Below are 24,031 nucleotides of genomic sequence, written 5' to 3'. Positions count from 1 at the left end.
GGTTGCGGAGGACGGGGAGAAGAATCTTCGGACGCCGAGGCGGTCCGATTCAAGTGGTCCGGACCATTTACCTGCTCACGGTTCCGGCACAACCTCCAGAGATCCTACAAACGAATGCGCCGACGGCCCCGTGGTTTTCCGGCGGGTGGACCTCCGGGCCGCAGAACCTACGCGCCGGTGATCTCCGCCGCGACCAGCTCGGCGATCTGCGCCGTGTTGAGCGCGGCCCCCTTGCGCAGGTTGTCGCCGCAGACGAACAGGTCGAGCGCGGTGGGGTCGTCGAGCGCCCGGCGCACCCGTCCGACCCAGGTGGGGTCGGTGCCCACCACGTCGGCGGGGGTGGGGAACTCCCCGGCGGCCGGGTTGTCGAAGAGGACGACCCCCGGAGCGGTGGCGAGGATCTCACGGGCCTTGTCGACGGTGACTTCGCCCTCGAAGCAGGCGTGGACGGTCAGCGAGTGCGTGGTCACGACGGGGACGCGTACGCACGTGACGGCGACCTTCAGCGCCGGCAGGCCGAGAATCTTGCGGGACTCGTTGCGGACCTTCATCTCCTCGGAGGACCAGCCGTCGTCCGCGAGCGTCCCGGCCCACGGCACCACGTTCAGGGCCACCGGCTCCGGGAACGGCCCGGTGTTGTCCCCGACGGCCCGCCGCACGTCGCCCGGCTTGGTCCCCAGGTCCGTGCCCGCGACGAGCGCGAGCTGCTGCCGGAGCGTGTCCACCCCGGACCGCCCGGCGCCGCTGACCGCCTGGTAGCTGGAGACGACCAGCTCGCGCAGGCCGAACTCGGCGTGCAGCGCGCCCAGGGCGACGATCATGGAGAGGGTGGTGCAGTTCGGGCTGGCGATGATCCCGCGGGGCCGCAGCCGCACCGTGTGCGGGTTGACCTCGGGCACCACGAGGGGCACGTCGGGGTCCATCCGGAAGGCACCGGAGTTGTCGACCACGATCACGCCCTTGGCGGCGGCGACCGGCGCCCACTGGGCCGACACCTCGTCGGGCACGTCGAACATGGCGACGTCGACGCCGTCGAAGGCGTCCTCGGTGAGCGCGACGACCTCGACCTCCTCGCCGCGCACGGCCAGCTTGCGGCCGGCCGAGCGCGGGGAGGCGATCAGGCGGATCTCGCCCCAGATGTCCGCGTGCTGGGACAGGATCTGGAGCATGACGGTGCCGACGGAGCCGGTCGCTCCCACGACCGCGAGCGTCGGCCGCCCGCTCCGCGACCCTGACGGGGACATCAGCGGCCCGTGCCCCCGTAGACGACGGCCTCGTCGCTGTCGGAGTCGAGACCGAAGGCGGTGTGCACGGCGCGCACGGCCTCGTTCACGTCGTCGGCGCGGGTGACCACGGAGATGCGGATCTCGGACGTGGAGATCAGCTCGATGTTCACCCCGGCGTCGCTGAGCGCCTCGAAGAAGCCGGCCGTGACGCCCGGGTTCGTCTTCATACCGGCGCCGACCAGCGAGATCTTGCCGATCTGGTCGTCGTAGCGCAGCGAGTCGAAGCCGATCTTCTGCTTGGCCCGCTCCAGCGCGTCGATGGCCTTGCGGCCCTCGGTCTTGGGGAGGGTGAACGAGATGTCCGTCAGACCGGTGGAGGCGGCGGACACGTTCTGCACGACCATGTCGATGTTGATCTCGGCGTCGGCGATCGCGCGGAAGATCGAGGCGGCCTCGCCCGGCTTGTCCGGGACGCCGACGACCGTGACCTTGGCCTCGGAGGTGTCGTGAGCGACACCGGAGATGATGGCCTGCTCCACCTTCTGGTCCCCTTGCTTCGGCTCGTTGCTGACCCAGGTGCCCTGCAGTCCCGAGAAGGACGAGCGCACGTGGATCGGGATGTTGTAGCGGCGGGCGTACTCCACGCAGCGGTGGAGCAGCACCTTGGAGCCGGAGGCGGCGAGCTCCAGCATGTCCTCGAAGGAGATCCAGTCGATCTTCCTCGCCTTCTTCACCACCCGCGGGTCGGCGGTGAAGACGCCGTCCACGTCGGTGTAGATCTCGCAGACCTCGGCGTCCAGCGCCGCGGCGAGCGCGACGGCGGTCGTGTCCGAGCCGCCGCGGCCGAGGGTGGTGATGTCCTTCTTGTCCTGCGAGACGCCCTGGAAGCCGGCGACGATGGCGATGTTGCCCTCGTCGAGCGCCGTCCTGATGCGGCCCGGCGTGACGTCGATGATCCGCGCTTTGTTGTGGACCGAGTCGGTGATGACACCCGCCTGGCTGCCCGTGAACGACTGGGCGCTGTGGCCCAGGTTTTTGATCGCCATCGCCAGCAGGGCCATGGAGATCCGCTCTCCGGCGGTCAGCAGCATGTCGAACTCTCGTCCGCTGGGCATCGGAGATACCTGCTCGGCGAGATCGATCAGCTCGTCCGTCGTGTCGCCCATCGCGGAAACGACGACGACCACCTGGTGGCCGTTCTTCTTCGCTTCCACGATCCGCTTGGCGACGCGCTTGATGCCCTCGGCATCGGCTACGGAGGAGCCTCCGTACTTCTGCACGACAAGGCCCACGTGCGCTCCTCGCTCAATCCGTCTCTGCACCGCACAACTGCGGTCGGCTCAGTCTATCGAGCGGCCGGAATTCCCCTCCCCGGTATCGCATGGTGAGATGTCCCGCTCACCACATGATCACCGGAGGGGGGTCCCGGCCGCTCCAGGACGGCACCTGCCCGAAGCCGGGCGGGTCACTCGGAAAGTGCGCCGTGTCACAGAGCGGCCGGCGCGGGCCGGGAGCCGCGGGAGGCGCCCGGTCCGGACGTCACTTGACCTCGCGCAGCCCCAGCGGTCCCGCGATCTCCTCGGCCATGACCCGGCCCGCCTCCTCGGCGAGCGCGTCCTCGCTGAGGTCCTGGTCGGTGTCGAGCCCGTCCAGCTCCTGAAGGGGCTGGTTCAGCCGCACATGGGCGACCAGCGACTGGAGGGCGCGCAGCGTCGCCGACGCGGTGGAGCCCCAGTTGGAGAAGTAGGAGAACTGCCACCACCACAGCGCCTCGGTGGTGCGGCCGGCGCGGTAGTGGGCCATGCCGTGCCGCAGGTCCGCCATCACGTCGGCCAGGTCGTCGGAGATGCGCGCCGGGACCGGGGCCTTGCGGGGCTCGTACGGGTCGAAGACCTCGGAGTAGACGTCGACCGGGTCGAGCATCTCCGCGAGCCGCAGGCGCAGCTCGTCCACGTCCGGCTCCGGGCCCATGTCCGGCTCGTAGCGCTCGTCGGGGAGGATGTCCTCGTGGGCGCCGAGACGGCCGCCCGCCAGCAGCAGCTGGGAGACCTCCAGCAGCAGGAAGGGCACGGCCGAGTCCGGCTCGTCGCCCTTGGCGACCTCGGTCACGGCGACGAGGAAGCTCTCGATCTGGTCCGCGATCTGGACCGCGAAGTCGCCGGGATCGGGTGTCGTCGCGTGCAGCGTGGCGTCAGACATCTAGGAGTCGTCTCCCCTCGAAGGCGCGGCCGAGCGTGACCTCGTCCGCGTATTCCAGGTCGCCACCCACCGGGAGGCCGCTGGCCAGGCGGGTGACCTTGAGGCCCATGGGCTTGATCATGCGGGCGAGATACGTGGCCGTGGCCTCGCCCTCCAGGTTCGGGTCCGTGGCCAGGATCAGCTCGGTGACCGTGCCGTCGGCCAGCCTGGCCAGCAGCTCCCTTATCCGCAGGTCGTCCGGGCCGACGCCCTCGATCGGGCTGATCGCGCCGCCGAGGACGTGGTACTTGCCCCGGAACTCACGCGTGCGCTCGATCGCGACGACGTCCTTCGGCTCCTCGACCACGCAGATGACCGTCAGGTCGCGGCGCGGGTCGCGGCAGATGTTGCACAGCTCCTCCTGCGCGACGTTGCCGCAGGTGGCGCAGAAGCGGACCTTGGCCTTGACCTCCATGAGGCACTGCGCGAGCCGGCGGACGTCCGTCGGCTCGGCCTGGAGGATGTGGAAGGCGATCCGCTGCGCGCTCTTGGGACCGACGCCGGGCAGCCGCCCGAGCTCGTCGATGAGGTCCTGGACCACGCCTTCGTACAACGGACTGCCTTTCCTGTGCTTCGTCGGTACGCATCAGTGTCCTGGTACGTACGGTAGTTGGCCGCCGCCCGTCTCCGAAAGGCGGGCCGGGCCCCGAACCGGCGGCTCCGGCCCCGCCCCCGCGTCAGAAGGGGAGACCGGGGATGCCGCTGCCGCCGCCGAGACCCTGGGCGAGCGGGCCGAGCTTCTGCTGCTGGAGCGTCTGGGCGTTCTCGTTGGCCGCCTGGACGGCCGCGACGACCAGGTCAGCGAGGGTCTCGGTGTCCTCGGGGTCCACGGCCTTCGGGTCGATCCGCAGCGCCTTGAGCTCGCCGGATCCCGTCACCGTCGCCTTCACCAGACCGCCGCCGGCCTGGCCCTCGACCTCGGTGCGCGCCAGTTCCTCCTGCGCGGTCGCGAGGTCCTGCTGCATCTTCTGGGCCTGCTGGAGCAGCTGCTGCATATTGGGCTGGCCACCACCGGGAATCACGATCAGCTCCTGGTTTCGTACGGCTGTATGGGCGGGGGTTTCCCGTCCAGCACGAGCCTACGTGGTCGGGGGGTCGGCCGCCCAAGCACTCTTTCGAGTGAGGCGACCCGAAAGCCTATACCTGATCAAGGCCCACTTCCGGGCGGAAAAGCGCTGAAACCCGGGCCATCGCCACCCATTGGGCGGTAGGAAAGGGGGCGGCGCTCCAGCACCAGCCGTCACAGGCGTCGAGCGGCCGTCACGCAACGTCATGAGTAGGGAGTGCCGGGTGAGCCAGCCGGAGATGCAGCCCGAGGGGCCGCCCCGGGACGGACGTGGCGAGGACGCCGCGGGTCCCCGGCCGGGCGACGTCACCGGACGGCCGTTTCCGCTGGGTGACTGGGGAGAGCCCGCGGAGCACCTGCACGAGCTGTACCGGTGGGTGGAGCAGGGCGCGCTGGACACGGCGACCTGGTACCTCGCGGACCGCGTGTGGAAGCGGCGCGGGGCGCGGGCGCTGCGGACCGGCGCGGCGGCGGGGGCCGTCACCGGTGCGGCGCTGCCGCTGCTCGACCTCACCGGCGTGCTGGCCGGGGTCGCCTCCTGGGGGTGCCTGGCGCTGCTGCTCGCGGTGGCGTGCGTGGCCGGCGACCGGTTCTTCGGCGTGACGTCGGGGTGGATGAGGGACGTGGCGACCGCGCAGGCCGTGCAGCGCAGACTCCAGGTGCTCCAGTTCGACTGGGCGTCGGAGAGCGTGCGCGAGGTGCTGGGCCCGACCGAGGGGACGGCCGGGGAGGCCGCCGACCGCTGCCTCGGGGTGCTGCGGCGGTTCTGCGAGGACGTGACCGAGCTGGTGCGGGCGGAGACGGCGGACTGGATGGTCGAGTTCCGCACGGGTTCGGCGCCGCTGGGGATGCAGACGTCCGTGGTGGGGGTGCCCCGGGTGGACGGCACGCCGCCGAGCCGCTTCCCGCTGCCGCCGGGCGCCCGCCCGAACATGCCCCGCCAGCGCCCGCCGGAGCCGCGGTGACGTCCCCGCCGCCGGGAACGCCGTGCCCGCCGGAGCCCCGGTGGCGTCCGGGCCGGTCGGCGGGGTACCCGGGGGCTGAGGCTCCGGGGCCGGGTCCGCGAAGGCCGCCGGACCTCTCGACCCGGCCGGTTCACCACGTGACGCCCTCCCCGCCCGGCGGGGTGCCCGGGCTACGGCGCCGGGGCCGGGAAGGCCACCGGGCTTCTGAGCCCGGCCCGGTTCACCGCGCGGACGCCGAAGAACACGTTGTCCTTGGACAGGCCGACCTCGTGCGAGGTCACGTCGCCCACGTCGATCACGTGGGTCCACTCGGGCGCGGTGGTCTCGCGCCAGACGATCTCGTAGCCCGCGAGGTCGGGCTCCGTGCCCCGGGTCCAGGTCAGCGTGGTCGTGTTGGTGAGGGCGGCGGTCGCGATCCGGCCGCCGCGCGGGGTGCCCGGGGCCTGGGCGAGGGTCCACAGCGCCGCCGCGTTGACCTTGGCGACCCGCGCGACGAACCCGAAGTCGCAGAACTCCGGCAGGTCCCCGTACCGCGTGCCGTCCTCGCCGACGCGCACGTCCTGGTGCTGGTGGGCGAAGTCCTCGGCCGGCTCCGTGAAGCGGGCGGCCGGGTAGGCGCGCTCCAGGAAGGGGATGTGGTCGCCGCCGCGCCGGTAGCGGTCGCGCCGGTGGACGACCCGGACGTGCATGCCGGTCGCGTCGTTGTCGGCCGTGTCCCGGACGAAGCGGGCCAGCTGCCGGGCCGGTGAGTCGTTCTCCCCGCCCACCGAGCGGCGGACCGCGGCCTGCTCCGGGGTCTCCGAACTCGGGACGCCCTCCGCGAACAGCCGGACCGTGTACGGGTCCCGGGTGCCGTCGTCCGCCGTGGAGCTGCCGACGATGTCGTCGGTGAACATGCCCTGCACGTCCGCGCCGGCCGCCCTGAACCGCTCCGCCATGTGCGCGGCGCCGTACAGGCCCTGCTCCTCCCCGGCGACCGCCGCGAAGACGATCGTCGCGGCCGGCCTGCGCCGTGCCATCACCTGGGCCAGTTCGAGGACGACCGCGACCCCCGACGCGTCGTCGTCGGCGCCGGGCGCGTCCGAGACGGCGTCCATGACGTCGGTGGCGCGGGAGTCGTAGTGCCCCGACACGACGTAGATCCGGTCCGGGGTGAGGGAGCCGCGCAGCGTCGCCACCACGTTGGTGATGCGGGTCGCCGTCGGGATGCGGCTCGCCGGCTCCTGGACGTACGACTGGAGTTCCACGGTCATCCGGCCGCCCGACACGGCAGCGCAGGACCGCAGTTCGGCCAGCAGCCAGTCGCGGGCCGCGCCGATGCCGCGCACCGGGTCGTCCTGCGCGGAGAGGGTGTGCCGGGTGCCGAAGGAGACCAGCGCGCGGACCGTCGCCTCGACGCGGTCACGGTCGATCTCCCGCAGCAGCGCGCGCAGTTCGCGGGAGGGCGGCTGGGCGGTCGCGGGCGGCCGGGCGGCGGCGCCGGTACCCGCCGCGGCACCGGGTGCCCCCAGCGCCGTGGCCCCCGCGCCCGCCGCCGTCGCGGTGAGGACCGATCTCCTGCTGGGCCGCATGATGCCTCCCGTGGCCGGCGCGCGGCGAGTGGAACGGACCGTGCCAGAGTCGTGTACGCGACAAGCGGCGGGCAAGGGCGCGGACCGGACAGGTCAGTCCTGGCCGCAGATCCGCAGCCCCACCGGCGTCCCGCACGGCAGATGACCGTGCGTGCGGATGACGTCCTGGCCGCCGCCGCGGCTGATGTAGTCCAGGAAACTGGAGGTCAGGGAGTCGGCGGGCGGACGGCCGTAGATGTAGGCGTACTCGATCTCGCGGTACGGGTAGTCGCCGATCCCGTGCTCCAGCTCCTCCACTGACGGGTCGTGACCGTCGAGGGCGAGCCGGTGCAGCCCGTCGAAGCCGGTGGCGAGGTTGAGCTCGCTGTAGCCGATCGCGCCGGGCACCCGGGCGACCGTGTTCAGCACCTGCTCGGTGGAGTCGAGCTCGCAGCGCACCACCGGGGCCGAGGCGTCGTCCTTGTGGACGCAGTCCAGCGAGGAGTTGGCGATCTCGCCGCGCCCCAGCACGCGCCGCTGGAACACCTGCCGGGTACCGGAGTTGGCGTCGCGGCTGACCAGGACCACCGGCCGGTCCGGGCCGCCGAGCTGCTTCCAGTTCCTGATCTCCCCCCGGTACACCCGGCGCACGTCGGTACGGGACAGGCTCTTGACGGTGATGTCCTCGTGGACGACGAGCGTGAACACGGACACCGCGACGCGGCTCTCCCGCAGTTGGGGCAGCCCGCCCGGCTTGCGCCCGTCGGAGAGGGCGACGACGGCCGGGGAACCGCCCTCGGCCTCGGCACCGGCGGCCTCCAGCTCCCGCACCCCGGCCGTGCTGCCGTGCGCGTCCACCGTGATCGCCGAACCCGCGCAGTCCTTCTCGTACTTGTCGGCCAGCTCCCGCATCACCGGCGCGAACGCCGTCGAGCCGGTCACCGTCAGGGTGCCCAGCGCGCAGCCGATCGGCGGCGGGGTGTCGTCGCGGACCACGACGATCGCCGCGAGCGTCACCACGCACACCGTGAGCAGGACGGTGATCAGCCGGGCGGGACGGCTGAACAGCGGCGGCTTGTCGTCCGGCGTCGTACTGCGGTTGGGGCTCACCACGCCGTCCCGGATGCCGCCTATCAGGCGTATCGGGCATCCGACGTCCCCGCCCGACAGCAGCACCAGCAGCTTGAAGTGCTCGCCCCGGTTGAGCGGAATACGCGGGATGCGCAGGGTGCCGTCCTCGTAGCTCAGGCCGGCCGCCGGGCTGAAGTGGCCCATCAGGTGCTCGGTGCCCGGCGGCTGGGTCACCGAGACGCCCCGGATGGTGCGGCCGGTGAACACCGCGGTGAGGCCGTGCCGTTCGCGTCCGGTGTAGTCGTCGTCGGCGATGCTCCGGGAGCCGTCGTTCTCGATCCGCAGCAGCACGAGCGTCGCGTCGGCCATCCCGGGCGTCTCGTCGAACAGCCCGAGCCGCACGTTGGCGATCCCCGAACGCACGTCGTCACCGATCGGGTTGTCCATCTGGACGCGGTAGCCGATCCGCTTGCGCCGGGGCACCCGGCGCTCGTACCAGACCATCCCGGCCGACGCGGCGATGCCGACCACGGCGGTCGCCACCGCCACCACGTTCTCCGCGCTCAGCCACTCCACCTGGCCACTCCCCCGGGCCGCGCGGACCCCGAGCCGCGCGGTGCGGACACGGTACGGCTCGGAGGGGGAACGGCCGGGGTACGGCAGATGAAGTTCGGCGGCGGTTCGCCACCCGGCCCGCGGGACACCCCGGAGCGGGCCGGGCCGGCGGTTCAGCCGCCCTTCGTGTACGTCAGTTCCTGGCCCGATTCGGTGATCACGCGGCGCAGGCGCCCGTCCGGCAGCAGGGTGACCTCGGAGCTGCCGCCGGGCGAGCAGGAGGACGCCGGTTCGCCGACGACGACCTCGGACGGGCCGATCCTCAGGGGGCCGCCGGCGGTCGGGGTCTCGGCCAGGTCGGCCCGGAACACGCAGTGGTACGTGCCGCTGCCGGCCGGCCCGTCCGCGGTGAGCGACAGGACGGTGTCGCCCGCCTCGCCCTGCTGGATCACCAGCCGCCGGGTGTTGTGCCCCGTCGCGTTGTCGATGCTGCCGGTCCAGGTGCCGAGGTACTTCTCCGGGATCCCGCCGTCCTTCGGCGCCTTGGTGGTCGGCGACTCCGACACGGGGTCCGGCGACCCTGTGGGGTCCGGGCCGGGAGTCGTCGGGGCGCCGGTCGTCGGGGTCGGCGTGGGCGCCTTGCCGTCGTCGTCGGTGCCGCCCTTCATCAGCGCGTACACGGAACCGCCCGCGCCGAGCGCGACCACCAGGGCGACCGCGACGAGCGCCACCGTGGAACGCCCGCTGCGGCGCTCGGGCTCCGGCGGCTGCGGCGCGGCTCCGGGACCGTACGGCGGGGTCGCGCCCGGGCCGTACGGCGGGGTGGAGCCCGGCCCGTACGGCGGGGTGGAGCCCTGGGCGTACCCGGCGGCCGGTCCGGCGCCCCAGCCGCTCTGCGGATAGCCGTACGCGGAGGGCTGCGGGAGCTGCTGCGGGTGCTGCTGGGGATAGCCGTACCCGGGCGGGGCGGCCGGCGGGGGCGCGACGCCGGGCCCGGAGACCATCGTCGGCAGGTGGTCCAGCGGGGCCGGGCCGCCCGGCGGGGGCGGGACGGGCCCGCCCGGCGCCCCGGCGGCGGCGTGCTCGGGCGGCACCTCGGGAGCGGGCCGCTTGACGAGTTCGGAAGAGGCGGGGGCCGGGGTGGCGCGGGGGTCCTCGGCGCCGGAGGCGGGGGCGTCCGCGGCGGGGGCGTCCGGCGCTTCCGCGGGGCCCGCGGGCGGGACGGCCGGGGGCCGGCCCGCCGTGACACCGGGCTCGTCCGGGTTCTCCGCGTCGAGCAACTGCACGGCGTGACGGCCGAGTTGGGCGACCAGCGCGCCCGGCAGCCACGGGTCGCGGGCCCGCCCGTCGGAGACGGTGTCCTCCGCCCCGGTCCGTTCCAGGATCTCGTCGAGGGTGGGCCGGGCCGCCGGGTCCTTGCGCAGGCAGTGCCGTACGAGGTCCGACAGGGACTCGGGCACGCCGGAGAGGTCGGGCTCCTCCTGCGCGACGCGGAACATCAGCGCGTGGACCCCGCTGTCGGTGCTGCCGAAGGGCTGGGCGCCCGTCGCGGCGTACGCGAGGACGGAGCCGAGGCAGAAGACGTCGCACGCCGGTGTGATCCGGTCGCCGCGGACCTGCTCCGGCGCCATGAACCCCGGGGACCCGACGAGCGCGCCCGTGCGGGTGAGCCCGCCGTCGGCGACGGTCTCCAGGGCCCGGGCGATGCCGAAGTCGATGACCCGCGGCCCGTCGATCGTGACCAGCACGTTGGACGGCTTGAGGTCCCGGTGGATCAGCCCGGCGGCGTGGATGTCCTTCAGGGCGTGCGCGAGCCCGGCGGCGAGGATGCGCACGGACCGCTCGGGCAACGGGCCGTGGTCCTGGCTCACCACGGTGTGCAGCGTGGGCCCCGCGACATAGCCGGTGGCCACCCACGGGACGGCCGCCTCGGTGTCCGCGTCCAGCACCGGCGCCGTCCAGTAGCCGCCGACGCGCTTGGCCGCCTGCACCTCCTGCCGGAAGCGGGCCCGGAACTCCTCCTGCTCGGCGAGCTCCTGGCGGACGAGCTTCACGGCGACCGTGCGGCCCCGGCCCGACCGGGCGAGGTACACCTGGCCCATCCCGCCCGCCCCGAGCCGCGCCAGCAGCCGGTACTCCCCGATCCTTCCCCCGCCCCCGGCCGGGGGGACCCCCAGCGGCTCACCGGCCCCCAGTTTCTCCATCGCTGCGCCGCCTTCCCCCGTACGTGAGCAACAGCCCGAGGATAATGCGCCCGTACGGGGCGGGGGGCGAGGCGGCGTCTACGGTTCCGTAACAGCGGACGGCCGCGGACGGCGGGCGGGCGCCCGCCTCCTCCCGCCGCTTCCGCCGGGCGGGCGGCCGCGCCGGGCCGACAACCTGTCGCGGAAAGCCCTCGTCCGCAGACAGGACGCCGATGTCGCGTCCGTGTCCGCGACATCTACCCTCGCGGCATGACCCCTCAGCCCAACCCCCAGGCCGGCGCCGCCGTGAAGGCCGCGGACCGCGCGCACGTCTTCCACTCCTGGTCAGCGCAGGAACTCATCGACCCGCTCGCCGTCGCCGGCGCGGAGGGGTCGTACTTCTGGGACTACGACGGCAAGCGGTATCTGGACTTCACCAGCGGGCTCGTCTTCACCAACATCGGCTACCAGCACCCCAAGGTCGTCGCCGCGATCCAGGAACAGGCCGCCACCCTGTCCACGTTCGCGCCCGCCTTCGCCGTCGAGGCCCGCTCGGAGGCGGCACGGCTCATCGCCGAGCGGACCCCCGGCGACCTGGACAAGATCTTCTTCACCAACGGCGGGGCCGAGGCGGTCGAGAACGCCACGCGCATGGCCCGGCTGCACACCGGCCGCCCCAAGGTGCTGTCGGCCTACCGCTCCTACCACGGCGCCACCTCCACCGCGATCAACCTCACCGGCGACCCGCGCCGCTGGCCGAACGACATCGGCGCCGCCGGCGTCGTCCACTTCTGGGCGCCGTTCCTCTACCGCTCCCCCTTCCATTCCGACAGCGAGCGGCAGGAGTGCGAGCGCGCGCTCCAGCACCTGGAGGACACGATCGCCTTCGAGGGCCCGGCGACCGTCGCCGCCGTCGTCCTGGAGACCATCCCGGGCACCGCCGGCATCATGACCCCGCCGCCCGGCTACCTCGCCGGGGTCCGCGAGATCTGCGACCGGTACGGCATCGTCTTCGTCCTGGACGAGGTCATGGCCGGGTTCGGGCGCACCGGCAAGTGGTTCGCCGCCGACCACTACGACGTGACGCCGGACCTGCTGACCTTCGCCAAGGGCGTGAACTCCGGGTACGTGCCGCTGGGCGGTGTCGCGATCTCGGGGGCGATCGCGGAGACCTTCGCCCGCCGTCCCTACCCCGGTGGCCTCACCTACTCCGGGCACCCGCTGGCCTGCGCCGCGGCCGTCGCCACCATCAACGTGATGGAGGAGGAGGACGTCGTCGGACAGGCGGCCCGGACCGGTGAGAACGTCATCGGGCCCGCGCTGCGCGAGCTGGCCGAGCGGCACCCGAGCGTCGGCGAGGTGCGCGGCACCGGCATGTTCTGGGCCCTGGAGCTGGTGCGGAACCGGGAGACCCGGGAGCCGCTGGTCCCCTACAACGCGAGCGGCGAGGCCAACGCGCCCATGGCGGCGTTCGCGGCGGCGGCGAAGGCCAACGGCCTGTGGCCCTTCGTCAACATGAACCGCACGCACGTCGTGCCGCCGTGCAACATCGGCGAGGCGGAGGCCAAGGAGGGCCTCGCCGCGCTGGACGAGGCACTGTCCGTGGCGGACGAGCACACCGTGTGACGGCTCCGGCCGCCGCCCCGGCCGCCGGGACACGGGCGTCCGCACGGACTCTCCTGGCGCCGCGACCCCACCGCGTAAGGTGACGTGCTCGTAGACACACATGAGCGACGACCACGTACCCGTACGCGATGGGGGAGCCAGACACCATGCCCGGCACCGGCGGCGGCGCCGTAACCCGTAGCACCCTGCGGCAGCAGATCGCGGACGCCCTCCGTGACGAGGTGCTGGCCGGCCGGCTCCAGCCGGGGCAGGAGTTCACGGTGAAGGAGATCGCCGAGCAGTACGGCGTCTCCGCGACCCCGGTCCGCGAGGCCCTCGTCGACCTGTCGGCGCAGGGCCTCCTGGACTCCGTCCAGCACCGCGGCTTCCGGGTCCACGAGTACTCCTTGGACGACTACCGGGGCATGATCGAGGCCCGGAGCATGATCACGGACGGCATGTTCCGCAGCCTGGCCGGCGGTTCCATGAAGGACGCGGACAAGCCGCGGGCCCTCGCCGCGCTCGCCGGGGTGCGCCGCCGCGGCGAGGAGGCCGCCCGCGCCGCCGTCGCCGGCGACCTGAACGTCCTCATCGGGTACGACCTGCGCTTCTGGCGCGAGCTGACCGGACTGTTCGGCAACCCCTACCTCACCGACTTCCTGCACCGCATGCGCGTCCAGTGCTGGGTGTGCACGGTCCAGCACCTGCGGCGGGTGACCGACCTCAAGGGGCACCTGTGGTCGGGGCACACCGAACTCGTGGACGCGCTGGCGCGGCGCGAGCCCGAGCAGGCGCACGCGATCGTCGCCGCGTACAGCGCGCACTCCCTCGCCCTCGTCGAGCGACTGGCCGCCGGATGAGCGCGCCGCAGTACACGGTCGTCCCCGACGACAGGCCGGCCAAGGACGTGGAACTCACGGTCGTCGTGCCCGCCTACAACGAGGAGCGGCGGCTCGGCCCGACGCTCGACGCGATCGTCACCCATCTCGGCGAGGACGACGGCCGGTTCGGGGAGTGGGAGCTGATCGTCGTCGACGACGGCTCCACTGACGCGACCGCGGACGTCGTCGCGGCGGTGACGGACCGCGACCCCCGGGTCCGGTTCGTCGCGAGCCCCAGCAACCGCGGCAAGGGCCACGCGCTGCGCCTCGGTGTCGCCGCCTCGCGCGGCCGGCGCGTGCTGGTCACCGACGCGGACCTGGCGGCCCCGATCGAGGAGCTGGAGCACCTCGACAAGGCGCTCGCCGACGGCCGGGCCGCGGCGATCGGCTCGCGGGCCACACCCGGCGCGACGATAGAGACGCACCAGCACCGGCTGCGCGAGTTCCTCGGCCGCGCCGGCAACTTCCTGATACGCAGGGTCGCGGTGCCCGGCATACGCGACACCCAGTGCGGCTTCAAGCTGTTCGACGGCGACCGCGCCCGCGAGGCGTTCGCCGCCTCCCGGCTCAACGGCTGGGGCATAGACGTCGAGATACTGCAGCACTTCCGCCGCTCCGGCTGGCCGGTGGCCGAGGTCCCGGTGCGCTGGGCGCACCAGTCGGGCTCCAAGGTGCGGCCGCTGGACTACGGGCGGGTCCTCGCCGAACTCTCCCTCCTCAAACTGCGCCTGCTCGGCCCGGCGGACGTGCTGGCCGCGGCCCTGTTCCTGCTGATGTCGGTGGCCCTGTACTCCGGGCGCTGGACGAACCCCGACGACCGTTACCTCGTCGACTCGCTCCAGGACCAGAACCAGTGGGAGTGGTTCTTCGCGGTCACCGCCGACAACGTCAGCCATCTGCACAACCCGCTGTTCACGACCTTCCAGGGCTTCCCGGACGGCGTGAACCTGATGGCCAACACGGTCATGCTGGGCCTGTCCGTCCCCTTCGCACCGGTCACCCTGCTGTTCGGCCCCGCGGTCTCCCTCAACCTGGTGATGACGCTGGGCCTCGCCGCCACGGCCGCCGCCTGGTACTGGCTGATCGTCAAGCGGGTCGTACGGCAGCGGGGCGCGGCCTTCCTCGGCGCCGCGCTCGCCGCCTTCGCCCCGCCGATGGTGAGCCACGCCAACGCCCACCCGAACTTCGTGATCCTGCTGATGATCCCGCTGATCATCGACCGTGCCCTCAGGCTGTGCGCCGGCACCCGGGTGGTCCGCGACGGCGTCGTCCTCGGGCTGATGACGGCCTACCAGGTCTTCCTGGGCGAGGAGCCGCTGCTGCTCGCCTCGATGGGCATGGCCCTGTTCGCGCTGGCCTACGCGGCGGTCCGCCGGGACGTCGCCAAGGCGTCCTGGCGCCCGCTGCTCCGTGGCCTCGGGATCGGGGCGGCGGTCTGCCTGCCCATCGTCGCGTTCCCCCTGTACTGGCAGTTCGCCGGACCGCAGAGCTACAAGAGCGTGCTGCACGGCGACAACGCGGGCAACAGTCCGCTCGCGCTCCTCTCCTTCGCGGAGCGCTCGCTGGTGGCGGGGAACGCGGAGACCGCGGGCGCGCTGTCCCTGAACCCCACCGAGCAGAACGCCTTCTACGGCTGGCCCCTGGCGGCGCTCGCCTTCGCCATCGCCGTACGGCTGTGGGACCGGGCGCTCGTCAAGGCGCTCGCCTTCACCGCGCTCGCTGCGGCGGCGCTGTCCCTCGGCCCGAGGTTCCGGGTCCCGCTGACGGACGTGGTGCTGCCCGGCCCCTGGGCGGCCCTGTCGGACAAGCCGCTCTTCGAGTCGGTCATCGAGGGCCGGGTGGCGATGGTCTGCGCGCCCGCCCTGGGCATGCTGGTGGCGCTCGCCTTCGACCGGCTCGTGCGCACCCGCGCCCTCGGCACCCAGTACCTGGGGATGGTGGCCGTCGCCGCCGCGCTGCTCCCCCTCGTCCCGGCGCCGCTGAAGTCCGTGGACCGGGCGGACGTCCCCGCCTTCGTCGCGGACGGGACCTGGAAGCCGTACGTCGGCGAGGGCGAGTCGCTGGTGCCGGTGCCGCTGCCCGACCCCGTCAACGCGGACGCGCTGCACTGGCAGACGACCGCCGGCCTCGGTTTCCGGTTGCCGGGCGGCTACTTCAACGGCCCGTTCGGCGAGGAGCGGGTCGGCATCTACGGCGCCGCGCCCCGCTACACGTCCAACCTGCTGCGCGAGATCGCCAACACCGGCACCGTCCCGGAGATCGGGAAGAACTGGCGGGCGCAGGCGCGCTACGACCTCGCGTACTGGAAGGCGGGGGTGCTGGTGCTCGGCCCGCAGGTCCACCAGGACGCGCTGCGGCAGGCGGTGGACGAGCTGGTGGGGCACCCGGGCACGTTCACCGGCGGCGCCTGGGTGTGGGACCTGGACGGGGCGGGCGGGTTCAGCCCGTCGTAGGGACGCACCGCCGCCGGGGTTTGAGGGACGGTCCCGCGGGCGATCGGGGGTGTGGGGGCCCAGCCCCCGGGCGGGGTCGCGGACGGGCAGCCCCCGGTGCCGCCCCGGGACGGATATGAGCCGGAGTTGCGCACCGGGAGTCACCGGCGGGCGCCGCGCGCATTACGCTTCCCTGACCATCGTCGTGCCGCTGCCGCGCAACGAACCAGAGGAGTCGTCTGTTGGCCTGTGACCTGTGGCTGGTCCCGCTCGTCGACGTGTTGTGCCACACCCCCGACAACCCCTTCGCCGAAGAGCTCGCGCTCTACGACAAGGTGCTGGGCGAAGCCGGCCTCCCACCGGTCCCGGTCTACGCGTACATGCCCGGACTGACCGGTGAGGTCGCCCCGGTCGCGGGCTTCGACTACGACGCGCTGCACTTCCTGCGACGGGCGTACCTGCTGCAGATGTGCGGCCTCGCGGTGACCCCGGTGGACGAACTGGGCGGCGACTACGAGCAGCTCCTGGAGATGTTCGAGACGAACGCCCAGCAGTCGCACCTGGTGTGGCACTACGACCACGCGGGCGCCTACGTCCCGGTCGACTTCCGGTACCCGCTCTCCAGCGACGAGCTGCTGGCGGGCGGCGGACCGCTGGGCTCGGCCCACGGCCTGCTGCGGGAGCTGGAGTTCGTCGGACCGTCGATCGGGATCGACCCCGGCAATCCGCCCGTGGCACCGGAACCGCCGCGCGCGCCCACGGAGTTGGAGGAACCGGCCGCGCCCGCGCCCTACGACGCGAGCCCCTTCGCCCGTGAACGGCACGTCTGGCTGGGCCTGCACGCGGCGGCCACGCGCAGTCTCGCCCAGGGCTCGATGATCATCTTCAGCTGAGGGGACTCCCGGCGCGGTCAGCCGAGCTGGGAGAGGCCCTTCTGGAGGTCGTCCGCGTTCATGATCGGGAAGACCTCGACCTTGGCGTTGAGCTGGGTGAAGAACGGTTCACCCACGGGGGGCAGCTCGGAGCTGTCCGTCATGTCGAAGACGAGGTAGCACGTCCGGTGGCCGCCCTCGGGGCCGAAGTACGCGGCCTCGGGCCTCAGGTGCTCCATTGTCTCCTTGATGAGCTGCGGCATCTTGCCGCTCGTCAGGGCCTCGTTGGCCTTGTCGGTGTCCATCGTGGCTTTGAGCATGACGCGCATCGCACTCACCTTCTCCTGGCTGACGCACGCACTCGTACCCCTTCAGCCTATGCCCGCTCCGTCCCCTTCGCCCCAGCAGAAAGGGCGCCCCGAGGGGCGCCCTTTCCGTGGTCACGGGACCGGCTAGATGAACGAGTTGATCTCGATCGTCTCGTCGCGGCCCGGGCCGACGCCGATCGCGGAGATCGGTGCGCCGGACATCTCCTCCAGTGCCTTCACGTACGCCTGGGCGTTCTTGGGCAGGTCGGCGAAGGACTTGGCCTTCGTGATGTCCTCCGACCAGCCGGGCAGCGTCTCGTAGACGGGCTTCGCGTGGTGGAAGTCCGTCTGCGAGTACGGGAGTTCCTCGACGCGCTTGCCGTCGATCTCGTACGCCACGCAGACCGGGATCTCCTCCCAGCCGGTCAGCACGTCCAGCTTGGTGAGGAAGAAGTCCGTCAGGCCGTTCACCCGCGTCGCGTACCGGGCGATGACCGCGTCGAACCAGCCGCAGCGCCGGTCACGGCCGGTGGTGACACCGCGCTCGCCGCCGATGCGGCGCAGAGCCTCGCCGTCCTCGTCGAACAGCTCCGTGGGGAACGGGCCCGAACCGACGCGCGTCGTGTACGCCTTCAGGATGCCGATGACCCGGCTGATCTTCGTGGGTCCGACGCCCGCGCCGGTGCAGGCGCCGCCGGCGGTCGGGTTGCTGGACGTCACGAAGGGGTACGTGCCGTGGTCGATGTCCAGGAGCGTGCCCTGGCCGCCCTCGAAGAGCACGACCTTGTCCTGCTCCAGGGCCTCGTTCAGGATCAGCACGGTGTCCGCGACGTACGGCTTCAGCCGGTCCGCGTAGCCGAGCAGCTCCTCGACGACCTGGCCGGCCTCGATGGCCCGGCGGTTGTAGAGCTTGGTCAGCAGCTGGTTCTTGACCTCGAGGGCCGCTTCGACCTTCTGCGTCAGGATCGACTCGTCGTACAGGTCCTGGATGCGGATGCCGACGCGGTTGATCTTGTCCGCGTACGTCGGGCCGATACCGCGGCCGGTGGTGCCGATCTTGCGCTTGCCGAGGAAGCGCTCGGTGACCTTGTCGACCGTGACGTTGTACGGCGTGATGATGTGTGCGTTGCCGCTGATCAGCAGCTTGGAGGTGTCGACGCCGCGCTCGTTGAGCCCGTTCAGCTCGGAGAACAGGACCGAGGGGTCGACGACGACTCCGTTGCCGATCACCGGCGTGCACTCAGGCGTGAGGATTCCGGAAGGGAGGAGGTGGAGGGCGTACTTCTGATCGCCCACGACTACCGTATGGCCGGCGTTGTTGCCGCCCTGGTAGCGCACCACGTAATCCACGGAACCACCGAGCAGGTCGGTGGCCTTTCCCTTGCCTTCGTCACCCCACTGAGCACCGAGCAGCACAAGTGCGGGCACAGGCGTACACCCCTTCCGGGCGGGGCATGTCCAAGGTCGGGGACGTACGCTGCTGTCTTTGCTGTACGGCAGCGTGCGCCGGCGACCACCTTTGGCCGCGACCGTCGGACCGGATGCCCCGGAATAGACGAAGCCCCTGGCGCAATAGCGCAAGGGGCTCTTGCACCAAGATGCTACCCGAGGAAGCGAGGCATGACCGAGGTGGCGGCTTCCGACCAGCTCCTGGTGGTCATCGACCCGGTCGCCCGTCGCGGCGACGGGGAGTCGGTACGGATCGCGAAAGACGTGCTCAGCGCGGGTGCGGCCACCAAGGTGTGCCTCCCTGACGGGCCCGAGGAATTCGCCCGGGCACTGGCCCGAAGGGGTTCCCGGCGGCCGGTGGTGATCGGCGACGACCGCGCGCTGCTGCGTGCCGTCTCCCTCCTGCACCGGCAGCGCGAGCTCACGGCGTGCGCGCTCTCCCTGGTGCCCGTGGGCGGCGCGCTCTCGCTCGCCCGCGCCCTCGGTGTGCCGACGGGCGCGGTGGCGGCGGCCCGCTGCGTCCTTGAGGGCTCCGTGCGGCGCCTGGACCTGCTGGTGGACGACAGCGACGGTGTGGTGGTCGGCGGGCTGCGGATCCCCTCGCTGCCGCTGACCGTCGGCTCCGCCGCCGACGACTCCTCCGGCCACGCCTGGCTGCGGACCTGCCAGTCCCTGGTCCGTACGCTGGCGACGCGCCCCTCCCGGCCCGCGTCCCTGACCGGCTCCGGCCCCAGCCGCCTGCGGATCGAGGTCGACGGCGTGACCCTCGTCGACCTCGACCAGCCCGTGGAGGCGGTGTCGGTGACGCCCTGCGCGGGCGGCAGCGCCGAGGTGGAGGTGCGGCGCCTGTCCCTGGGCGCGGAGGCCTCACCCCTGCGGGCGGTGGGCCGGCGCGTGACCGTCTCGGGCGCGGACTTCCGCTACCGCGCGGACTCGGTGATCACGGGCCCGGTCCGCACCCGCACCTGGACGGTCCGCGAGGACGCCTGGGGCCTGACCCTTCCCGGCTGACCCGCCGCCTGCCCGGACGGCGGCGGGCGCGGGCGCTCAGACCTCGACGCGCAGGCCCTCCAGCCCCCGGATCACGAAGTTCGGCCTGCGCTCCGGCTCGGACACCGGGCGGAGGCCGGGCGCCTGCTCCAGCAGCGCGTCCAGGGAGGCGGCCAGCTCCAGCCGGGCCAGCGGCGCCCCGATGCAGTAGTGGATGCCGGCGCTGAACGAGATGTGCGGGTTGTCGCGCCGCGAGAGGTCCAGCTTCTCCGGCTCGGCGAACACGGCCGGGTCGTGGTTGGCGGAGCCGAACAGCATCGCGATCTCCGCCCCCCGCGGGATCGTCGTGCCGTCGATCTCGATGTCGTCCAGGACCCACCGCTCGAAGAGCTGGAGCGGGGTGTCGTAGCGCATCAGCTCCTCGACCGCCGTCGGGACGAGCGACCGGTCGGCGCGCAGGGCCGCCAGCTCGCCGGGGTGCCGGAACAGCGACCACCAGCCGTTCACCGTCGCGTTGACGGTCGCCTCGTGCCCCGCGTTCAGCAGCAGCACGCAGGTGGAGATCATCTCCTGCTCGGTGAGCCGGTCGCCCTCGTCGTGCGCCGCGATCAGCCCCGAGACGAGGTCGTCGCCCGGCTCCTCGCGGCGGACCGCGATCAGCTCCTGGAGGTACTCCGTGAACTCGACGGACGCGCGGACCGCCCGCCGAGCGGTCTCCGGGGACGGCTTCAGCTCGTACATCCCGCAGATGTCCGCCGACCAGGGCCGCAGCGGCGCCCGGTCCTGCTCCGGGATGCCCAGCATCTCGGCGATCACCGCCACCGGGAGCGGCTCGGCGACATCGGTCAGCAGATCGCCGCCGCCCGCCGCCACCAGGTCCGCGACCAGCTCGGACGCCAGCCCGTGCACGTACGGACGCAGCCGCTCGACCGTACGCGGTGTGAACGCCTTGGACACCAGCCGCCGGATCCGGGTGTGGTCCGGGGGCTCCAGGTCGAGCATCCCGTGGTCGTTCAGGACGTGGAACGGCTCGTGCTCCGGGGGCGGTGCCGTGCGCCCGAACTCCTCGTGCGTGAACCGGTGCCGGTACGTGCGGCCCAGGCGCCGGTCCCGCAGCAGCGCCGAGACGTCCGCGTGGTGCGGCACCAGCCACTGGCCGGTCGGCTCGAAGAAGTGCACGCGGCCCTGGGCACGCAGCTCGGCATACGCGGGGTACGGGTCGGCGAGGAACGCCGGGTCCCAGGGGTCGAAGGCAGTCATGTCCGGACGCTAGCCCGCCGCACCCCCGGCTGACCAGGGGTGTCGGCCCGTGGCGGGCCGCGTCCCCCTCCCGCCGCCGGGCCGGCCCGCGCCTCCCGGCCGGGCTCCTCAGGCCGGTCGCACCAGCCGGGCCTCGTACGCGAACACGGCCGCCTGCGTGCGGTCGCGCAGCCCCAGCTTCACGAGGATCCGGCTGACGTGGGTCTTGATGGTGGACTCGGCGACGACCAGGCGGCTCGCGATCTCCGCGTTCGACAGGCCCTGCGCGATCAGCACCAGGACCTCCGTCTCCCGCTCGGTCAGCTCCCCGTACGCCGCCTGCGCCCCCGCCGGGAACCGGGGTGCCTCCGCGAGCTTGGAGAACTCCGTGATCAGCCGCCTGGTCACCGAGGGGGCGAGCAGCGCCTCACCCGACGCCACGACCCGCACCCCGTCGGCCAGCTGACGGGCCGAGGCGTCCTTCAGCAGGAACCCGGAGGCTCCGGCCCGCAGCGCCTGGTACACGTACTCGTCCAGGTCGAAGGTGGTCAGCACCAGCACCTTCGCCGCGCCGTCCGCGGCGACGATCTCCCGCGTCGCCTCGATGCCGTTCAGCTCCGGCATGCGGATGTCCATCAGGACGACGTCCGGGGACAGCTCGCGCACCCGCCGCACGGCGTCGCGCCCGTTGACCGCCTCGCCGACCACCTCGATGTCCGGCATCGCGCCGAGCAGCACGGAGAACCCCTCACGCACCATCACCTGGTCGTCGGCGATCAGGACGCGGATGGTGCCTGGGGCGGCGGCCGGGCGGTTCCCTTGGCCGGCGCGGTCGGTGCCAGAGGGGCCGTTGGTGCCAGGAGTGCCGTCGGTGCCCCGGGTGCCGTTCAACGCGCCGCCGTTCGTGTCGGCCGTGTCGCCCGTCATGCGGACTCCCCGGCGAGGGCCACCGGGAGGAAGACCGAGATCTCGTACCCGCCGTCGTCCGTGCCGCCCGCGGTCATCTCGCCGTTCAGCATCGTGACGCGCTCGCGCATGCCCGTGATGCCGTGCCCCGCGCCGTGCGGGGACTTCTGCGGCGTCGGCCGGGGGGCCGGGCCGTTCACGACGCGCAGGCCGAGTCCGCCGAGCACGTAGCCGATCTCGACACGGGCCGTCGCGCCGGGCGCGTGCCGCAGGGTGTTGCTCAGCGCCTCCTGCACGATCCGGTACGCCGACAGCTCGACGCCCTGCGGCAGCTCGCGCACCGCTCCGGTGACCGCCTTGTCGACGGGCAGGCCCGCTTCGCGCACGTTCGCCAGGAGCGCGTCGAGGTCGGCGAGCGTCGGCTGCGGGGCGTCCGGCGCCTCGTAGTCCTCGGCCCGTACGACGCCGAGGACGCGGCGCAGCTCGGTCAGTGCCGCGACCGCGTTCTCCCGGATCGTGGCGAACGCCTTCTCCAGCTCGGGGGGCGGGTTCTCGACGCGGTACGGGGCGGCCTCGGCCTGGATGGCGACCACCGACATGTGGTGCGCGACCACGTCGTGCAGCTCGCGGGCGATGTTGGTGCGCTCCTCCAGCAGCGTGCGCCGGGACCGTTCGTGGGCCGTGACCGTCTGCTGGGCGGTCACCTCCTGCTCCGCCTGGCGGCGCACCTGCCGCACCGTGACGACCAGCAGGGCGAGCGCCGAGACGAACAGGAACGGCACGCTGTTGCTCGCGTAGTGCCCGCCGCCCAGGAGCGCTTCGACGAGGAAGCCGTACGCCGCCGTCAGTGTCCACATCCAGGCCGCCGTGCGCGGACGGGTCCGGGCGGCGACGACCGTGAGGACGACCAGGTGGGTGGCGAAGCTGGCGGGCGCCCAGGGCCAGTCCGACCACTGGGTGCCGAACGTGGCGACGATCGGCGTGGATGCCATGGAGAGCCAGAAGGCGCCGACCGGCCGCACCAGGGTCAGCAGCACCGCGCTCACCGAGAGGAGCACCGTCAGCAGGTCCGTGACGCCGCCGGCGGCCACGCTGGACGCGGCGGCGACGAGCAGCACCAGCGCGGCCGCCGCGGTCACCAGCGCGTGCGGGGTCCATACCGCGTACCGCAGGGCCCGCGCGGGGAGCCGGCGGGAGAGCGGGCCGTCCCCGCGCAGCGGCGGCAGGGGCCGGTAGGCGAAGGCGTCGTGGAAGAGGTCCTGGCGCAGCCTCCGCAGGGCGCCCATGGCCAGCCGGAACTCGGGGCTGCGCCCGTCGGCGCCGCCGGCCGGTATCGGCATCGTCTTCGTCTGGGTCGTCTCGGTCACGTACAGAACGGTAGGGCGGGGGCGGGCCGCGGTCGTCCCCAGTGAGAGGGGTCCTTTCGGATCCTTCTCAGGTACTACGGGGAGGACCGCGGCGGCGGGGCGAGGCTGCCCGGCCGCCCGTACGGAGCCCTGGGGGCGCCGCGGCCCCGTCGTCACCAGGCCAGTTGGGCGATCTCCTCGGCCACCACGGCGCAGGCGTCCGCCGCGGGGTCGATGAGGGGGAAGTGGCCCACGCCGTCCAGGAGGGTCAGGCCGACCACCTCGCCGGCCTTGGCCGCGGCGTCCGCGTACGCCTCCGCGACGGCCTGCGGCACCACGAGGTCGGCGCGGCCCTGCACGAGGGTGGTCGCGATGCCGGTCGGCAGCAGCAGGGCCGGGTCCGCGTACGCCCTGCGCTCGGCGAACTTCCCCGCGCCGCCGAGGAGTTGGGACGTCGCGCCCGAGCAGACGTCCAGCTTCTCGGCGACGCCGAAGTCGGCGATCGGGGCGAGCGCCACGACACCGCGCAGGGGGGCCGGGCGGTCGAGGTACCAGGGGGCGTCGGCCGGCAGGAGATGGCGGGCGGACGCCCACAGGGCCAGGTGCCCGCCCGCCGAGTGACCGGTGACGACGACGCGGCGCGGATCGGCCTGGGGCAGCGCCTGCCGTACGAGTCCGGGCAGGGCGTCGAGCGCCGCCGCGACGTCGTCGAAGGTGTCCGGCCAGCGCCCCGCGACCGGGCCGGTGCCGCCCTGCGCGGGGATGGCGCTGCCGCGCCGGTACTCGACGTTGGCCACGGCGAACCCCCGCCGCGCCAGGAAGCCGGCGAGCGGGGTCACGTGCCGGCGGTCGAACGCCGTCCGCCACGCGCCGCCGTGCAGGACGACGACGACCGGCGCGGGCACGGTCGCCCCGGGGCCGCGCGGGGCGTAGAAGTCGATCACCTGGTCGGGGTGGCCGCCGTACGCCGCGGTGGAGTCCGGGTCGACGGCCGGATGCGAGAAGGCGGACGCCTCTTCGGCGGCGTCACGGGCGACGTCGTCACGGCCTTCGGCACCACGGGGGACGGCGTCGTCCGGCATGCTCCAACCTCTCAGCGGCGAAACGGAATTGGACGGAAAGACGAGGTGGCCGGGAGGGAACGCGGCC

20 protein-coding genes are annotated in these 24,031 nt (G+C 72.9%); 6 read left to right on the top strand and 14 right to left on the bottom strand.

The features are described from left to right. Nucleotides 1–167: 167 nt before the first annotated feature. The 5 genes from ACWGIS_RS04690 to ACWGIS_RS04670 form a co-directional block, all read right to left on the bottom strand. Nucleotides 168–1,244 (bottom strand): aspartate-semialdehyde dehydrogenase, encoded by a 1,077-nt coding sequence (locus tag ACWGIS_RS04690; RefSeq protein WP_453360956.1) that lies wholly within the window; start codon nucleotides 1,242–1,244, stop codon nucleotides 168–170. Continuing rightward, on the bottom strand, nucleotides 1,244–2,518 hold the full coding sequence (locus tag ACWGIS_RS04685) for an aspartate kinase (protein ID WP_453360955.1): 1,275 nt from the start codon (nucleotides 2,516–2,518) through the stop codon (nucleotides 1,244–1,246). Before ACWGIS_RS04685 ends, ACWGIS_RS04690 begins: the two co-directional genes overlap by 1 nt. 247 nt (nucleotides 2,519–2,765) lie before the next feature. Further along, nucleotides 2,766–3,425: a DUF5063 domain-containing protein gene (locus tag ACWGIS_RS04680; protein WP_453360954.1), complete on the bottom strand. Its 660-nt coding sequence runs from the start codon at nucleotides 3,423–3,425 to the stop codon at nucleotides 2,766–2,768. Further along, entirely contained in the window at nucleotides 3,418–4,017 is a 600-nt protein-coding gene (gene recR, locus ACWGIS_RS04675) for a recombination mediator RecR (RefSeq protein ID WP_351419838.1), read from the bottom strand. Before recR ends, ACWGIS_RS04680 begins: the two co-directional genes overlap by 8 nt. A 124-nt stretch (nucleotides 4,018–4,141) precedes the next feature. After that, nucleotides 4,142–4,486 carry a YbaB/EbfC family nucleoid-associated protein gene (locus ACWGIS_RS04670; RefSeq protein ID WP_453360953.1) on the bottom strand — a complete coding sequence of 115 codons (345 nt, stop codon included), beginning with the start codon at nucleotides 4,484–4,486 and terminating at the stop codon, nucleotides 4,142–4,144. A gap of 268 nt (nucleotides 4,487–4,754) precedes the next feature. Between ACWGIS_RS04670 and ACWGIS_RS04665 the strand changes: the two genes are divergently transcribed. Next, a complete protein-coding gene (locus tag ACWGIS_RS04665) occupies nucleotides 4,755–5,495 on the top strand; it encodes an SLATT domain-containing protein (protein WP_453360952.1) in 741 nt (246 codons plus the stop codon). A gap of 170 nt (nucleotides 5,496–5,665) precedes the next feature. On the opposite strand, the gene ACWGIS_RS04660 is transcribed toward ACWGIS_RS04665, so the two are convergent. The 3 genes from ACWGIS_RS04660 to ACWGIS_RS04650 all read right to left on the bottom strand — a co-directional run bounded on the left by ACWGIS_RS04660 (nucleotide 5,666) and on the right by ACWGIS_RS04650 (nucleotide 10,875). Beyond that, nucleotides 5,666–7,066 carry a M20/M25/M40 family metallo-hydrolase gene (locus ACWGIS_RS04660; RefSeq protein WP_453360951.1) on the bottom strand — a complete coding sequence of 467 codons (1,401 nt, stop codon included), beginning with the start codon at nucleotides 7,064–7,066 and terminating at the stop codon, nucleotides 5,666–5,668. 93 nt (nucleotides 7,067–7,159) lie between these two features. Next, nucleotides 7,160–8,692: a substrate-binding domain-containing protein gene (locus tag ACWGIS_RS04655; RefSeq protein WP_453360950.1), complete on the bottom strand. Its 1,533-nt coding sequence runs from the start codon at nucleotides 8,690–8,692 to the stop codon at nucleotides 7,160–7,162. 152 nt (nucleotides 8,693–8,844) lie between these two features. Next, nucleotides 8,845–10,875, bottom strand: coding sequence for a serine/threonine-protein kinase (locus tag ACWGIS_RS04650; protein WP_453360949.1), 2,031 nt, complete (start codon nucleotides 10,873–10,875; stop codon nucleotides 8,845–8,847). A gap of 249 nt (nucleotides 10,876–11,124) precedes the next feature. Between ACWGIS_RS04650 and ACWGIS_RS04645 the strand changes: the two genes are divergently transcribed. From ACWGIS_RS04645 to ACWGIS_RS04630, 4 genes are all read left to right on the top strand, one after another. After that, nucleotides 11,125–12,480: an aminotransferase class III-fold pyridoxal phosphate-dependent enzyme gene (locus ACWGIS_RS04645; RefSeq protein ID WP_453360948.1), complete on the top strand. Its 1,356-nt coding sequence runs from the start codon at nucleotides 11,125–11,127 to the stop codon at nucleotides 12,478–12,480. 146 nt (nucleotides 12,481–12,626) lie between these two features. Continuing rightward, nucleotides 12,627–13,319 carry a GntR family transcriptional regulator gene (locus tag ACWGIS_RS04640; RefSeq protein ID WP_453361091.1) on the top strand — a complete coding sequence of 231 codons (693 nt, stop codon included), beginning with the start codon at nucleotides 12,627–12,629 and terminating at the stop codon, nucleotides 13,317–13,319. Further along, nucleotides 13,316–15,793, top strand: coding sequence for a glycosyltransferase (locus tag ACWGIS_RS04635; protein ID WP_453360947.1), 2,478 nt, complete (start codon nucleotides 13,316–13,318; stop codon nucleotides 15,791–15,793). Before ACWGIS_RS04640 ends, ACWGIS_RS04635 begins: the two co-directional genes overlap by 4 nt. A 221-nt stretch (nucleotides 15,794–16,014) precedes the next feature. Next, nucleotides 16,015–16,665: a hypothetical protein gene (locus ACWGIS_RS04630; protein WP_453360946.1), complete on the top strand. Its 651-nt coding sequence runs from the start codon at nucleotides 16,015–16,017 to the stop codon at nucleotides 16,663–16,665. A 17-nt stretch (nucleotides 16,666–16,682) separates the two neighbouring features. Here the strand turns inward: ACWGIS_RS04630 and ACWGIS_RS04625 are convergent, their stop codons facing one another. Beyond that, nucleotides 16,683–16,973 carry a hypothetical protein gene (locus ACWGIS_RS04625; protein WP_453360945.1) on the bottom strand — a complete coding sequence of 97 codons (291 nt, stop codon included), beginning with the start codon at nucleotides 16,971–16,973 and terminating at the stop codon, nucleotides 16,683–16,685. Between the two features lie 123 nt (nucleotides 16,974–17,096). Next, nucleotides 17,097–18,380, bottom strand: coding sequence for an adenylosuccinate synthase (locus ACWGIS_RS04620; RefSeq protein ID WP_453360944.1), 1,284 nt, complete (start codon nucleotides 18,378–18,380; stop codon nucleotides 17,097–17,099). A gap of 192 nt (nucleotides 18,381–18,572) precedes the next feature. Between ACWGIS_RS04620 and ACWGIS_RS04615 the strand changes: the two genes are divergently transcribed. After that, complete coding sequence (locus ACWGIS_RS04615) at nucleotides 18,573–19,412, top strand: diacylglycerol kinase family protein (protein WP_453360943.1); 840 nt, start codon at nucleotides 18,573–18,575, stop codon at nucleotides 19,410–19,412. 36 nt (nucleotides 19,413–19,448) lie between these two features. On the opposite strand, the gene ACWGIS_RS04610 is transcribed toward ACWGIS_RS04615, so the two are convergent. From ACWGIS_RS04610 to ACWGIS_RS04595, 4 genes are all read right to left on the bottom strand, one after another. Beyond that, complete coding sequence (locus tag ACWGIS_RS04610) at nucleotides 19,449–20,651, bottom strand: cytochrome P450 (RefSeq protein WP_453360942.1); 1,203 nt, start codon at nucleotides 20,649–20,651, stop codon at nucleotides 19,449–19,451. 108 nt (nucleotides 20,652–20,759) lie between these two features. After that, complete coding sequence (locus ACWGIS_RS04605) at nucleotides 20,760–21,557, bottom strand: response regulator (RefSeq protein WP_453360941.1); 798 nt, start codon at nucleotides 21,555–21,557, stop codon at nucleotides 20,760–20,762. Beyond that, nucleotides 21,554–22,903, bottom strand: a complete 1,350-nt coding sequence (locus tag ACWGIS_RS04600; RefSeq protein ID WP_453360940.1) for a sensor histidine kinase — start codon at nucleotides 22,901–22,903, stop codon at nucleotides 21,554–21,556. Before ACWGIS_RS04600 ends, ACWGIS_RS04605 begins: the two co-directional genes overlap by 4 nt. A 152-nt stretch (nucleotides 22,904–23,055) precedes the next feature. Beyond that, on the bottom strand, nucleotides 23,056–23,964 hold the full coding sequence (locus ACWGIS_RS04595; RefSeq protein WP_453360939.1) for an alpha/beta hydrolase family protein: 909 nt from the start codon (nucleotides 23,962–23,964) through the stop codon (nucleotides 23,056–23,058). Nucleotides 23,965–24,031: the final 67 nt, after the last annotated feature.

Source organism: Streptomyces sp. NPDC054842 (assembly GCF_053611025.1).
The sequence above is the reverse complement of the archived record's forward strand: the minus strand, read 5'-3'. Positions and strand labels throughout refer to the sequence as shown.

What these genes read in the sequence shown, in the direction of transcription:
- ACWGIS_RS04635 (WP_453360947.1), top strand. Translation starts at nt 13,316, where the DNA reads ATGAGCGCGCCGCAGTACACGGTCGTCCCCGACGACAGGCCGGCCAAG.
- ACWGIS_RS04625 (WP_453360945.1), bottom strand. Translation starts at nt 16,973, where the DNA reads ATGCGCGTCATGCTCAAAGCCACGATGGACACCGACAAGGCCAACGAG.
- ACWGIS_RS04640 (WP_453361091.1), top strand. Translation starts at nt 12,627, where the DNA reads ATGCCCGGCACCGGCGGCGGCGCCGTAACCCGTAGCACCCTGCGGCAG.
- ACWGIS_RS04595 (WP_453360939.1), bottom strand. Translation starts at nt 23,964, where the DNA reads ATGCCGGACGACGCCGTCCCCCGTGGTGCCGAAGGCCGTGACGACGTC.
- ACWGIS_RS04690 (WP_453360956.1), bottom strand. Translation starts at nt 1,244, where the DNA reads ATGTCCCCGTCAGGGTCGCGGAGCGGGCGGCCGACGCTCGCGGTCGTG.
- ACWGIS_RS04680 (WP_453360954.1), bottom strand. Translation starts at nt 3,425, where the DNA reads ATGTCTGACGCCACGCTGCACGCGACGACACCCGATCCCGGCGACTTC.
- ACWGIS_RS04615 (WP_453360943.1), top strand. Translation starts at nt 18,573, where the DNA reads ATGACCGAGGTGGCGGCTTCCGACCAGCTCCTGGTGGTCATCGACCCG.
- ACWGIS_RS04610 (WP_453360942.1), bottom strand. Translation starts at nt 20,651, where the DNA reads ATGACTGCCTTCGACCCCTGGGACCCGGCGTTCCTCGCCGACCCGTAC.
- ACWGIS_RS04660 (WP_453360951.1), bottom strand. Translation starts at nt 7,066, where the DNA reads ATGCGGCCCAGCAGGAGATCGGTCCTCACCGCGACGGCGGCGGGCGCG.
- ACWGIS_RS04605 (WP_453360941.1), bottom strand. Translation starts at nt 21,557, where the DNA reads ATGACGGGCGACACGGCCGACACGAACGGCGGCGCGTTGAACGGCACC.
- ACWGIS_RS04650 (WP_453360949.1), bottom strand. Translation starts at nt 10,875, where the DNA reads ATGGAGAAACTGGGGGCCGGTGAGCCGCTGGGGGTCCCCCCGGCCGGG.
- ACWGIS_RS04645 (WP_453360948.1), top strand. Translation starts at nt 11,125, where the DNA reads ATGACCCCTCAGCCCAACCCCCAGGCCGGCGCCGCCGTGAAGGCCGCG.